At 43.7% G+C, this 14,014-nt stretch carries 8 protein-coding genes; all 8 read left to right on the plus strand.

Features of this window, described 5'->3' with window-relative positions; genetic code table 11:
* Positions 1 to 36: 36 nt before the first annotated feature.
* A complete protein-coding gene (locus T426_RS0115720) occupies positions 37 to 420 on the plus strand; it encodes a co-chaperone GroES (protein ID WP_025864381.1) in 384 nt (127 codons plus the stop codon).
* Positions 401 to 3,370, plus strand: a complete 2,970-nt coding sequence (locus T426_RS0115725; protein ID WP_027585948.1) for a triple tyrosine motif-containing protein — start codon at positions 401 to 403, stop codon at positions 3,368 to 3,370. The genes T426_RS0115720 and T426_RS0115725 overlap by 20 nt, the downstream gene beginning before the upstream one ends.
* A 459-nt stretch (positions 3,371 to 3,829) precedes the next feature.
* Positions 3,830 to 6,955, plus strand: coding sequence for a SusC/RagA family TonB-linked outer membrane protein (locus tag T426_RS0115730; RefSeq protein ID WP_027585949.1), 3,126 nt, complete (start codon positions 3,830 to 3,832; stop codon positions 6,953 to 6,955).
* Between the two features lie 17 nt (positions 6,956 to 6,972).
* Positions 6,973 to 8,484, plus strand: coding sequence for a RagB/SusD family nutrient uptake outer membrane protein (locus T426_RS0115735; protein ID WP_025864384.1), 1,512 nt, complete (start codon positions 6,973 to 6,975; stop codon positions 8,482 to 8,484).
* A gap of 24 nt (positions 8,485 to 8,508) precedes the next feature.
* The gene (locus T426_RS0115740) at positions 8,509 to 9,336 is read left to right on the plus strand and encodes a hypothetical protein (protein ID WP_036984473.1); all 828 of its coding nucleotides are present in this window, start codon (positions 8,509 to 8,511) and stop codon (positions 9,334 to 9,336) included.
* A gap of 205 nt (positions 9,337 to 9,541) precedes the next feature.
* Entirely contained in the window at positions 9,542 to 10,408 is an 867-nt protein-coding gene (locus T426_RS0115745; RefSeq protein ID WP_025864386.1) for a glycoside hydrolase family 16 protein, read from the plus strand.
* 234 nt (positions 10,409 to 10,642) lie between these two features.
* Positions 10,643 to 12,997: a glycoside hydrolase family 3 N-terminal domain-containing protein gene (locus T426_RS0115750; RefSeq protein ID WP_234406671.1), complete on the plus strand. Its 2,355-nt coding sequence runs from the start codon at positions 10,643 to 10,645 to the stop codon at positions 12,995 to 12,997.
* 23 nt (positions 12,998 to 13,020) lie between these two features.
* On the plus strand, positions 13,021 to 13,869 hold the full coding sequence (locus T426_RS0115755; RefSeq protein ID WP_025864388.1) for a glycoside hydrolase family 16 protein: 849 nt from the start codon (positions 13,021 to 13,023) through the stop codon (positions 13,867 to 13,869).
* Positions 13,870 to 14,014 lie beyond the last annotated feature (145 nt).

Below are 14,014 nucleotides of genomic sequence, written 5' to 3' on the forward strand. Positions count from 1 at the left end.
ATAGTATATTTGTGCTGACAAACGATTTAGCTTGACATGACGCTGGATATTGATAAAAAGGATATTGCCAAATTTATCCTGGTAGGAGATCGGGTATTGGTGAAGCCCAAGAATCCGAATACGCAGACAAAATCCGGGTTATACCTTCCCCCCGCTGCCGTAGAGAAAGAAAAAGTACAAACCGGTTATGTGATTAAAGTTGGTCCGGGATTTCCTATTCCGGCTATGGCCGACGAAGATGAGCCGTGGAAGGATAAAAAAGAGGAGGTAAAATATGTTCCTCTTCAGGCGCAAGCCGGCGATTTAGCCATCTATCTTAGTCAATCAGGTTACGAAATAGAATTTAACCAGGAAAAGTACGTTATTCTCCCTCACTCCGCCATTCTGATGCTGGTGAGAGATGAAGGACTTTTCGAATAACCAGCTTGAAGAACCCGTTTACAAACGGGGGAACGATGGGAGGCTTATGATGGATAAAAGGATAGTATCCGTTTTTTTCATATTACTTTTATTTTTAGGTGAATCGCTTCAGGGAGCGATAAAGAGCATTGGTCTGCCCGTCATCAAAAATTTCACCAAGCAGGAATATAACGCTGGTACGCAAAGCTGGGCTATCGCTCAGGGGAGTGATGATGAGCTTTACTTTGCCAACAATAACGGTTTGCTTCAGTTCGATGGAGTAAATTGGCGTACTTACCCGCTACCTAACTATTCGATTGTCCGATCTATTTTGATTGGGGATGGGGGACGGATTTATGTTGGTGGATTCAACGAATTTGGATACTTCGAACCTGATGTTCAGGGGCAATTGACTTACCATTCCATGATAGAATTTCTTCCCGAAAAGGAACGAAACCTTGGTGAAGTCTGGAAAATATTCCATCTGGGGAACGATATCATTTTTCAAGCCTATACAAAATTGATGATTTGGAATGGTCACTCCTTCAAAATCATCCATCCGGCTACGGACGAACTTTTTCATTTTTCATTTATCGTCGACAACCAATTATGGATTAATGACCGGGCCCGTGGTCTGATGAAACTGGAAGACGATGGTTCGCTGAAAAGCCTTCAGGGAATGGGAAAATTGAAAGGGCAAGAGGTTTGGGGCATCCTTCCTTTTCCGGGTAACCGACATTTGATTGCTACACTGAATAAAGGAATCTTTATCTACGATGATAAACGATTGATATCCTGGAATACACCAGCTGACGAATTTCTTAAATCGAACCGATTGATGGGGACGGCACGCCTGGATGGAGACCATTTTGTGTTTGGTACGATCTCGAAAGGATTGCTGATAACTGATTCTAAAGGGGACATCATTCAGAATATCAGCCGAAATGAGGGGCTGCAGAACAATACGGTGCTTTCCATTTTTGTAGATCACGACCGGAATTTATGGTTGGGACTAGACAATGGTATTTCACAGATAAAAATCAATTCCCCGCTTTCGCTCATTGGTTTTAATAATGCCGTTGGCGCCACATATTCTGCCGCTGTCTTCAAGAACAAATTATTTCTGGCTACTAATCAAGGTGTGGTCTACCATCCATGGCATCCGGAGGAACGTTTTCAGCGTTTTGGGAAGTTTACCATGTTGGAAGCTACCCGCGGACAGGCATGGTCACTGCAGAAATTCGACGATATTTTGCTGGTTGGACACAATGTGGGAGCCTTCCAGATAATCGATGATAAAGCAGAATTGATATCCTCCATTCCCGGATACTGGAGCTTTCAGCAGGTGCCCGGACATCCCGATCGTTTGCTTGGAGGTCATTATAACGGGTTGTCGCTATTCAGACGAACTTCTCATGGATGGCAATATATGCAGGAGGTTGAAGGATTTAAGGAGTCGTCTAAGGCATTTTATTTTGACAAGCTTGGTAATTTGTGGATGACGCATGGTTATCGAGGTGTTTGTCGACTTGAAATGAATCATGATTTTACCCGGGTGCTTCGAACTGAATGGTATGGGACAGCTGAAGGACTTCCGCAAGTAGCTGGCGTGGGAATTTATAAATTGAATGGAGATTTGGTGTTTTTGGGTAAAGATGGCGTATATAATTTTGATCCGACTTCAAACTATTTTAGAAAAAACCTGGCGTTGACGAAATTGCTGGAAGGCAAATATAACCTGGATTATATCCATCAGGATAAGCAGGAAAACATATGGTACTACCAAAACCTTAAAGCAGGTATGATGCTGAGGCAAAAAGATGGTTCCTATGTGGACATGGATATGCCTTTTCGTGGTCTGACCGGACGTTTCATTTATTCTTTCGAATTTGTATTGCCTGTTGATGATCATAATGTATTTATGGGCTTTGATGACGGTGTTGCTCATTACGATCCGAGCTTTATCAAATCATGGAACTCTCCTTTTCATACAATGATTAGGGAGGTTTCACTTATTAAATCTGATTCGGTTCTGTATTTGGGCAACGGACCTCAGAACGAAGCGATGGTGTTACCCTACAAACAAAATGATATCCGGTTCTATTTTGCTTCCACAGACATGGAGAATATCGGGAATATTACATACATGTTGAAATTGGAAGGATTTGACGACAACTGGAGCTTCTGGTCGGAAAGAACCATGCGCGATTACACCAACCTTCCGGAAGGAGACTATACTTTCATGGTAAAAGGGCTTAACCGATACGGCATTTCGAGTAAACCGGCAACTTACCATTTTACCATTTTGCCACCCTGGTACCGAAGTGTGGTAGCGTATATTTTTTACGGTTTGCTCGTCATCTTGTTGATTGGGGGGGTATATTATTTTAGTCGGCTACGGATTTTGCGTTCCAGGGAGAAGGAAGCACGTCGTCAGCAAGAGCTTTATGCCCGGAAAGAAGAGGCGATGCGTCGTAAACAGTTGGAAGCAGACAAGGAAATCATCCGGTTACGGAATGAAAAGTTGCGGAATGAAATGGTTCACAAAGAAAAAGAACTGGCCAACGCTTCCATGGAGATGATTCAGAAAAACAAGATGCTTATTAAAATTAAAAATGACCTGAAGGTTGCTTCTGAAAATGTGTCTGAAGAAACGGTACAAGCCAAACTAAAATCGATTTTGAAACGGGTCGACCGGCAGGTGAATAACGAAAAGCAATGGCAGGTTTTTGAAACACATTTCGAAACGGTTCATGAAGACTTCCTCTCCCGAATAAAAGATCAATTCCCGGAACTATCTCCAAAAGAATTGAAATTATGCGCTTACCTGCGGATGAATGTTTCCAGCAAAGAAATTGCTGCATTGATGAATATTTCTGTCAGGGGAGTTGAAATTAGTCGATATCGTTTACGTAAAAAACTCCGACTTCAGCGGCACGAGAACCTGACCGATTTTATTCTTAGTTATTAGTCTTGTCGGTTAATAATCATTCGATTTCATTCTTTTCTACTGTTCGGAATACCCAAAATTTCTTCTACCGGGCTAATTTCGGATACGCTTTTGTTGTAAAAGATTGACTTTGCATCTTTTATGTTGCTAGCACATTCTTTTGTTGATTTCTCCCTTGTAATACACTATTGATATTTACTTAATATCTGTCATACATCTGTCTGATTCCAGTCTATTCCTCATTTGATGTAGTGAAATTTCATCGAAGACATGTTTTGAAATTGAATTTTTGGTTTCTATATGTCTGTTTGTGAATGTGATAAAATCGACATGATGAAGAAATGATGTATTGTTAAAATGTGTTTGATGTGTTTTTGTTGGGGGTGTAAATTCTTTCATAGAGTGGAAGAAGACTTTTTTTGTGTCAGCATTTGTAAAGTCAATGTTAAATCCATGTTGTTTAAACTTTATTCCTATTCTATGAAAAAAGTCTTCATGTTAACGTTCCTGTTCCTGGTGGCTACGCTGGGTTTTGCTCAGGAGCGGAATGTAAAAGGTACGGTGACCAGTACTGAAGATGGTTCACCGATTCCGGGAGTTAGTATCTCGGTAAAAGGAACCACAACAGGAACGATTTCCGATATTAACGGGAATTATGCTGTTTCAGTTCCCGATAATGCCACGCTTGTTTTTTCATTCATCGGGTTGAAGAGGCAGGAAATTCCCGTTGCGGGGAAATCAACAATCAATGTTCAGATGGAAAATGAATCACTGGATGTTGATGAAGTGGTAGTTGTCGGATATGGCACACAAAAGAAAAGTGTTGTTACAGGGGCAATTGCCAGTGTAAAAGCAGAAGATCTTGAAAAGGCAACGCCCACCCGTATTGAAGATGTGTTGAAAGGCCGCCTTTCGGGTGTTTCGATCACTCAGTCTTCCGGTCAGCCTGGCTCTGACTCACGCGTACTCATCCGTGGTACAGGCACCATTAACGACAACAGCCCGCTGTACATTATTGATGGAATGCCTGTTGGCGGTGGTATCGACTACCTGAATCCTTCAGATATTAAATCGGTAGAGGTATTGAAAGATGCTGCATCGGCTGCTGTATACGGTGCCCGCGCATCGAATGGTGTTATTTTGGTAACAACCAAGTCGGGTTCAAAAGGTAAAATGAGCATTTCGTATAATTTCTCTTATGGATGGCAAAATCCGTGGAAATTACGTCGCGTTCTTAATGCCGAGCAATATAAGATGATGATCAACGAAACGTTGCTCAATTCCGGTAAAGCTCCTATCTATGATACTTCCGCAAAATCTCCGGTAGATACTGACTGGCAGGATGAGTTGTTTAACTACAACGCTCCAACCGAGAACCATCAGGTAAGCATTAACGGTGGTAGCGAGAAAGGAACCTACTTCCTTGGTCTTGGCTACTACTCACAGGATGGTATCATCGGTGGAAACTATGGCCGTTCAAATTATGATCGATGGAACCTCCGTTTCAACAATACTTACACCGTATTTGATGAGACTGATTCCCGTCAATTTGTAAATAAATTTAGGGTTGGTACCAACATTGGTTATTCAAGGATTACCAGTACCGGCGTTACTACAAACAGTGAATACGGTTCACCACTTGGAAGTGCCATGATGATTTCGCCGCTGATTCCAGTTTATGCTGAGAATCCTGATGCTGTACTTGCTGATCATCCAACAGCTGTTGCCGATGAAAATGGTCGTGTATTCTCCATTCCTGGAAAGGATTATAACGAAATTACTAACCCCATTGCAGCAATGTATCTGCCTCCTTCCAAAGGCAATTCCGATAAATTCGTTTCAACTTTCTGGGGCGAACTGACTTTGTATAAGAACTTGAAATTCAAATCGTCATTTGGTACTGATTTGGCTTTCTGGGGAAATGACAGTTGGGCGCCTGAATTTTATCTGGGGCCCACCAATTACAAAGATGTATCAGAGGTCTATTCGGAAATGCATCGCGGATACACGTGGCAGGTGGAGAATACACTGAGTTACGATTTCAAAATCAACGATAAGCATAATTTCACTGTGCTGCTTGGTCAGTCTGCCAACAGGTATCAGGCTCGGTATGTAAAGGGTAAAAATTACGATTTGAATAGCTACGATCCGATTAAGGTAAATATTGATTTTGCCAAAGGTGAGAAAGCGGTTCAGGAAGCTGGTGGTACTTATACCGATGGTCAGCGACTCATTTCTTACTTCGGTCGTATCAATTACAACTACAACGAGAAATACATGCTGGAAGCGACCGTTCGTCGCGACGGTTCCTCAAAATTTGGACCCGACAATCGTTTCGGAAATTTCTACGCATTCTCAGGCGGTTGGACCATTACACAGGAAGAGTTCATGGCTGGTCGTCCGGAATGGTTTGATTTCATGAAGTTGCGTGTCAGTTGGGGAACCAACGGTAACGACCGTATCGGTGATTTCCGCTATACCACTATTATTAACGGAGGAAACAACTACCCACTGGGAGTAGGCGATTTGAGTACCATTGAATATGGTGCGAAACCCAATGGTATTCCGAACCCGAACATTAAATGGGAAGAATCGGAACAAACAGACATCGGTTTGGATACCCGTTTTTGGGGTGGTGCTGTGTCGCTGACTTTGGATTATTGGGTGAAGAAAACCAACGGTATGTTGATGGAAATGCAGATTCCAAGCTATAACGGTGACAGCAAACCTGTGGCCAACGTTGGTGATATGAAAAACTCAGGGGTTGATATCGATTTGTCATATCGCTTTAGAGTATCTGATGCCACCATTAATTTGTCGGCCAATGCTTCGTACCTGAAGAATGAATTGATTTATCTGGGTAACGAAACCGGATGGGCCAACTACGATAACATTCAGAATGTCGGAACCATTTCACGTGGTGAAAACGGATATCCTTTCCCTTACTTCTATGGAAAGAAAACAGCCGGCATTTTCCAAACACAGGACCAGGTTGATGCTTATGTGAATGCAGACGGTGGCAAAATTCAACCTAATGCAACTCCGGGTGATGTCATTTTTGTAGACCTAGATGGTGATGGACAAATTACCGATGACGACCGTACCATGATTGGAAAAGGAATGCCCGACTGGACATTTAGTTTCATTGTGGATGCAAACTGGAAAGGTTTCGATTTCAATGCATTCTTCCAGGGTGTAACCGGGAATGATATTTTTGATGCTACCCGTCGTATCGACTTGCCTTATACCAACATGCCAGCATATTATCTGGATCGTTGGACCGGACCCGGAACTTCCAACTCTTTCCCGAAAGTGGATATCAACAATCCGAACAAAAATTGGGAATCTTCCGACCTGTATATTCAGAATGGTCAGTACCTCCGCTTGAAAAAGCTAGAACTGGGTTACACACTGCCTCGCAGATTAACGGCCAAAGCGCTGGTTCAGAAACTACGCGTTTATGTCGCTGCTGAAAATCTTTGGACGCTTACCGGCTATCGTGGATACGACCCCGAAATGTCGGCCGATGGAACATCAATTGGCATTGATAAAGGGGTGTATCCTCAAGCCCGTACTTTGATGGTAGGTGCTAATATTTCATTCTAATTTTAATTTTCTTCGAAATGAAAAGAATCAAATACATCATATTCTTGCTGGCTGTTCTCCTAACCAGTTCTTGTTCCGAGAGCTTTTTAGAGCAAACTCCCACAACGGCAACTTCAAAGGACGACTTCTACAAAACACAGGAAGATCTGTACCAGGCACTGATTGCAGCGTATGATCCGTTGCAGTGGGATGACTATTTTAACCAGTATCTGCCAACTCTATTCGCTTCCGATATCCGTGGTGACGATATGTTGGTTGGGGGATCGAGCGAAAGTGATCAGGGATATCTGTACCTGATGCACATGTTTTCATGTACTTCGGTGAATTCTCCTTACATGTTCTGGACCATTTATTATTCTGGTGTAAACCGGTCGAACCTGGTGATAAACAACATCGATAATGTGGAGAACATGGATGAAAATACCCGCTCCAGAATGCGTGCGGAAGCCTATTTTCTGCGTGCATATTATTATCACTGGCTGTGGAAGAATTATGGCAATGTTCCGTATTACGATAAGAATCTGGAGCTTCCTTACATGACCAAACAGGAGAAAGCTGACGACGTGTACGAGAAAATTGTTGCCGATTTGGATAAAGCGCTCGAAGGTAGTGCATTGCCCAATGATGTTCCGGCATCGGAAAAAGGACGTATCACTCGTGCTGCTGCTCAAATGCTGAAAGCTCGTGTGGTGATGTATCAGAACGATGAGAGCCGTTATCCCGAAGTTTTGAAGGATATGGAGGAAATTATTTCTGGCGGCCAATACGCATTGATGGACGATTATGAATCGATTTTCCTTGACGCAAATGAGTGGTGTAAAGAATCCATCTGGGAAATCAATTACGTTGATAACGGTAACCGTGGCTGGGGAAGCGCAATCGCGTCAGGTGGAACCGTTCTTCCCGCACTTATCGGAATCAACGGTTTGAGCTCTAATCCAGAATTCCAATCTGGTTGGGGATTTGGCCCTGTTCCGAAAGAAACATATGATCTCTACCCGGCAACCGATCAGCGGAAAGACGGGGGAATTCTGGCCTTCTCGAAACTGAAGGAAAAATATCCCGATGTTTCCTACAGTCCCCGTTTTCAGGATACCGGTTACTTCTTGAAAAAGTATTTGCCGCGTGTTGGTTACAATGATAATCCTGGAGACACTCCTTTGAACTTTAAGAACAACCTGAGAATTTTCCGTTACTCGGAAACACTCCTGAATGCAGCTGAGCTGATTCTGCGTGGTGCGGGTGGTACAACGGCTGAAGCTCAGGATTACTACGACCAGGTTCGCAAACGTGCTTTGGGTGATAATTTCGTTCAGAAAACTATTACCCTCGACAATGTATTGCAAGAGCGTCGTCTTGAATTTGTAGGCGAAGGTGTTCGTTTCTGGGATCTGGTTCGTTCAGGCAAAGCCGAATCTGTACTGGGTTCAAGAGGATATACTGCAGAGAAGAAGTATCTGCCGATTCCTTCAAGTGAGATTGATCAAACCAGTGGAGAATACCAGTTGGTTCAGAATCCTGGTTATTAATTTATTCTTGAAAAAGTCAGAAAAATGAAAAATAAGATATTTTCCAGTTTACTAGTTGGGTTGATGGCCTTTATGGTTTCGTGCGATCCGATGATAGAAGATGACTACAACCTGGGTGTACCACCGAGCGCTTCGGATATTCAGTATTCAGTTTCGTTCGACGAGAACAATGGTGACGTTACTTTTGAGGTGACTAATCAACAGGCCGTTGGAGTTTGGTACTTTCCAACTTCCGATCCAAGTGCCCCGGAGATCAAAACCGGTAATAAAGTAACCCGGAAATATATGTCAGCAGGGACCGATACTATTTCTGTTGCCATGTATAATAAAGCAGGTGTTTCCGATAAGAAGGAAGTTACATTTGATGCTCCGGGAGCCAATCCAACTTATCTGATTGCAGACAAAACATGGATGTGGGATAAGGAAACTCCAGGTCACATTGGTAACGGTCCGGCGGATGCAACTTCTGCCCAGTGGTGGGTGGCTGGTCCCAACGAACAGGATCCCCGTTTGTACGATGACGAAATGATTTTCCATAGCGATGGCTCCTACGAGTTAAAAGCTCATGGCTATATTCTTTGTAACGAAGGAGCTGCTTATCATTTTGGAATTGAAGGTGCTACCGCTGGTGTGATTGTTCCTTACGAACAACCTGCAGGTCAAACGTGGGCTATTACTGCTGAAGGCAGTAAGTTGTTTCTCAGCTTTACCGGCGATGGTTTCCCAAGCTATATTCCGGGTGATAATTGGGGTTCACTGAAGTACGAAATTCTGAACATTTCAGAAACAAATTTAGATCTGAAAGTAAGTTTCGGCTGGGGTGCATTCTTTATGAAGTTTATTAGTAAGTAAGCATCATCCTATACAGGCTCATTTGATTGAAACGGAGTTAGTAAACCAACTAAACCTTTCTAAACAGCCCAAAGTCCGGAGCCGGCAAGAAGCCGGTTCCGGAATGAGGGCAAATAAAGTTTACAATGGCCTGGTTTAGGGACCATTATTTTTATATCGAGAAAAAAAACGATTAACTTATTGAACTGAATTAACACGTATTACCATGAAGACAAAGGTAATCTTCATCATATTGCTGGGATGTATCGGATGGCTGTCGGGCTGTTCAAAAAAAGACGACACACCCACATTTCAACAGCCCGGAACGAATCCAACACCAACTCCCATAGAAGAAGACACGGGAAAATATGTGCTGGTTTGGGCTGATGAATTTAATGAAGACGAAAACGGCCTGCCTAACCCCGATGAGTGGTGGTTTGAAAACGGTGGTGGTGGATGGGGCAACGGCGAGTTGCAATACTACCTTGGAAACGGTTATTATGATGGTGATACCGTCGCTTTGGTTCGTGATGGAATGTTGAAAATTACTGCCTTTAAAAAAGACTATGAAGGCAATCAGTACATTTCGGCCCGAATGAACACAACAAAAAGTTGGCTATACGGCCGGTTCGAAGCGCGGTTGAAAGTCCCCGGAGGGAAAGGCGGATGGCCTGCGTTTTGGATGCTGGCCAAAGATTTTAACTCCTGGCCTCTTGACGGCGAGATTGATATTATGGAATATGTTGGTTTCGACGCCAACGTTATCCATGGTAGTATTCACACCGAGAGTTACAACCATTCCATTGGAACGCAGAAAACAGCGACTACGACTGTTTCGACCGCTGAATCGGAATTTCATGTGTATGCGTTGGAATGGTCAAAAACCAAGATTCAGGTTTTTGTTGACGACAAAGCCTATTTCACGTTTTACAACGACGGGAAAAACGATAAAAAAACATGGCCGTTCAATGCGCCTTTTTACTTGAAGCTAAACCTCGCTGTTGGTGGCTGGGGCGGTCAGGACGGTATTGACGATTCGATTTTCCCTTTGGAATACGACATTGATTACGTCCGGGTTTATCAGAAACAGTAGAAAACTGGTGCGGTAATAAATTCTTATGTACGTCAGAACATAGCGAAATTTTGACTCATATGGTGGGAACTCGTGTGAGTATATTTTATGTTGTCTGGTTATAGTTTTTGAAAAGAGCTTTTTCAGACTACAAACCAATAAAATCAGGAAAACGATAAACGAAATTGGTCTGTAAGTTGCTCTGGTATTCCCTTTAAATCAGGCTTGTATATTTAATCTTCTTAAATGATTCAGATGTTGAGAGTGAAAATGAAATGGCTGGGGCTTTTATTGTTGACGGGTTACTTGTTGACGGGGGTTGTCCGGGCAGAACAATATATACCCGATGCTCAGAGAGTAGATCCGAGAGTGGAGGCTAAAGTCGACAAATTGTTGTCGAAGATGACATTGGAGGAAAAGGTGGGTCAGATGTGTCAGGTTACACTCGATGTAATCACCAAAGGTCCCAATCAATTCTCGTCCGACGAACCTTTGCAGCTGGACACGAGCCTGGTTCGTAAGGCATTGGTTGATTACAAAGTCGGTTCTGTTTTAAATACGGCGAACAACCGTGCCCGGACTCCACAAAAGTGGAACGAAATTATCTCTCAACTGCAAGAGGTAGCTACCAAAGAAACCCGCCTGGGTATCCCCATCATTTACGGAATTGATGGAATCCATGGTGCTACGTATACCGCCGGAGCAACCATTTTTCCTCAGGAAATTGCCATGGCGGCTACCCGCAACCGCACGCTCGTACGAAAAGAAGCTGAAGTAAGTGCCTACGAAACCCGCGCCTGCGGCATTCCGTGGACTTTTTCTCCGGTCCTCGACTTAGGCATTGATCCCCGCTGGCCCCGCATGTGGGAAACTTTTGGTGAAGATCCGTACCTGGTGGCCCAGATGGGATACCAGATGATCAAAGGTTATGAAGGAGAAAACAACGATATTGATAATCCGGTGCATGTAGCTTCATGTATGAAGCATTTTCTGGGCTACTCAGCAGCCAAATCAGGAAAGGATCGCACACCGGCCTGGCTTCCGGAAATCGAATTGCGGGAGCGTCACCTGGTTTCGTTTAAGAAAGCGATTAATGCAGGTGCTCATACGGTTATGATTAATTCGGGCATCATCAACGGTGTTCCGGTGCATGCCAGCTATGATATTATTACCAAACTGTTGAAACAGGAATTAGGATTTAATGGCCTGGTTGTTACTGACTGGGCCGATATCGAAAACCTGCACAACCGGGACAAAGTAGCCAAAACGCAAAAAGAAGCGGTAAAAATGGCCATTAATGCCGGAATCGACATGTCGATGGTTCCTTACAACTTCGATTTCTGTAATTACCTGACCGAGTTGGTGAAAGAAGGTGAAGTGCCGATGTCGCGCATCGACGATGCTGTTCGTCGCATCCTGCGCGTGAAATACGAGTTGGGCCTTTTCAAAACGCCGGTTACCCGGATGGCCGACTATCCTGATTTTGCATCAAAGAAATTTGAAAACGATGCCTACCAGGCTGCTGCCGAAGCCATCACTTTGTTGCGCAATAACAACCATGTTCTTCCGCTTTCCGCGAAAGCGAGAATATTGGTGACTGGCCCGAATGCTAACTCAATGCGTACCCTGAATGGTGGATGGACCTACAGTTGGCAGGGCGAAAAAGTTGACGAGTTTGCCGGGAAATACAATACCATTCTCGAAGCCGTCCGGAATCATGCAGGCGACGAGAATGTTACTTATGTGCCCGGTGTGGAATATAAAATGGACGGTACGTACAACGAGGAGCAAAATGTGGATATCGATGCTGCTGTGAAAGCGGCTGCCAATGTGGATGCGATTGTTCTTTGTCTGGGCGAAAATACATATACCGAAAAACCCGGTGATTTGAATGATCTATACATTTCCGATAACCAAACGGCTTTGGCAAAAGCATTGGCCGCTACTGGAAAAAGGGTGATTCTGGTGTTGAACGAAGGTCGTCCGCGTTTGATTAGCAAGTTTGCTGATCAGATGCAGGCTATTCTGCAAATTTACCTTCCGGGAAATTTTGGTGGAGAAGCGCTGGCCGATGTACTGTACGGAAAGGTAAATCCCAGCGGAAAACTGCCTTACACTTACCCTCGTTACCCCAATTCATTAGTGGTATACAATCACAAACCTTCAGAGGCACAGAAGAAAATGGAAGGAATGTATAACTACGAAGGCGATGTTGTTTCGCAATTCCCATTTGGTGCCGGCTTAAGCTATACGGAGTTCTCTTATTCAGATTTGAAGATTAACAAGTCGGAGCTGGATGGAAAAGATAATTTTACGATTTCGGTAACCGTGAAGAATACAGGCGACCGGGAAGGAAAGGAAACCGTTCAACTCTATATTTCCGATTTGTATGCTTCCATTACACCGGATGTAAAACGCTTGCGCGGATTTGAAAAAGTAGACCTGAAGCCAGGAGAAGAGAAGACGGTTACTTTCCATCTGAATACCCGTGATTTGACTTTTGTTAATCATCAGTTGAAATATGTGGTGGAAAAAGGAAAGTTCGTGGCGTCGGTCGCCAATCTGACTGCCTCGTTTTCAGTGAAGGAAACACAAACATTCGATCGTTAATTGATATATTATAATCTAAGAAGATGAAAAAGATCTTTTCAGGAATTCTCTTGCTACTAGTGGCTGCATCATGCCATACGGCAACAAAGAAAGTTGAAAGCAAAGCAGACGGGGTTCCGCAAAAAAAAGGAGACTGGAACCTGGTTTGGGACGACGAATTTAATTACAACGGTTTGCCCGATTCTATCAAGTGGAGTTTTGATACCCAGGGAAACGAGTCTGGTTGGGGAAACCACGAAGCAGAATTTTATACCGACAAGCGATTGGCAAATGCGCAGGTGGCTGACGGAATGTTGACCATCACCGCCCGGAAGGAGGATTTCGGTGGGAAAAAATACACTTCGGCTCGTATCCGGACTATTCACAAGGGTGATTGGTTGGGCGGCCGCATCGAAGTAAAAGCTCGTTTGCCGAAAGGCAAAGGCTTGTGGCCCGCAATCTGGATGCTGTCCACTGATTGGAAATATGGCGGCTGGCCCGAAAGTGGCGAGATTGATATCATGGAAAATGTCGGCTACGATCCTGATTCCATTCATGGAACGGTCCATACCAAAGCGTATAATCATGTCATTGGAACGCAGGTGGGGAAAACCATTTCGGTACCCGACTGCCACGAAAAGTTCCATGTGTATGCACTCGAGTGGGATGCCAACGAAATGAGAATGTTCGTTGACGATCAAAAGTATTTTACGTTTAAAAACGAACATACCGGCTTCGAAGCCTGGCCATTCGATCAGCCTTTCCATCTCATACTGAATGTGGCGGTTGGTGGTGACTGGGGTGGAAAACAGGGAATCGATGATTCGGTTTTCCCGCAAACGATGGATGTAGACTACGTGAGAGTCTACCAGAAAAACGAAGCTGTAAACTAGCTCTCAGATTGGAAAGTTATATTGCTTATTCATAGATTTACATAAAGATAGTTTTTTTCATAGGATTGTTTTGACAGGTCCCGGCGGTTTTGTCGGGGCCTTTTTTATACGACTCATGTTCATGATGTTATTCCGCTAAGATTTG

Source organism: Prolixibacter bellariivorans ATCC BAA-1284 (assembly GCF_000621705.1).
GTDB lineage: Bacteria > Bacteroidota > Bacteroidia > Bacteroidales > Prolixibacteraceae > Prolixibacter > Prolixibacter bellariivorans.

Excerpts from the sequence above, each read along its gene's own strand:
- T426_RS0115755 (WP_025864388.1), top strand. The coding sequence starts at position 13,021 with ATGAAAAAGATCTTTTCAGGAATTCTCTTGCTACTAGTGGCTGCATCA.
- T426_RS0115745 (WP_025864386.1), top strand. The coding sequence starts at position 9,542 with ATGAAGACAAAGGTAATCTTCATCATATTGCTGGGATGTATCGGATGG.
- T426_RS0115750 (WP_234406671.1), top strand. The coding sequence starts at position 10,643 with ATGTTGAGAGTGAAAATGAAATGGCTGGGGCTTTTATTGTTGACGGGT.
- T426_RS0115740 (WP_036984473.1), top strand. The coding sequence starts at position 8,509 with ATGAAAAATAAGATATTTTCCAGTTTACTAGTTGGGTTGATGGCCTTT.
- T426_RS0115725 (WP_027585948.1), top strand. The coding sequence starts at position 401 with ATGAAGGACTTTTCGAATAACCAGCTTGAAGAACCCGTTTACAAACGG.
- T426_RS0115735 (WP_025864384.1), top strand. The coding sequence starts at position 6,973 with ATGAAAAGAATCAAATACATCATATTCTTGCTGGCTGTTCTCCTAACC.
- T426_RS0115730 (WP_027585949.1), top strand. The coding sequence starts at position 3,830 with ATGAAAAAAGTCTTCATGTTAACGTTCCTGTTCCTGGTGGCTACGCTG.
- T426_RS0115720 (WP_025864381.1), top strand. The coding sequence starts at position 37 with ATGACGCTGGATATTGATAAAAAGGATATTGCCAAATTTATCCTGGTA.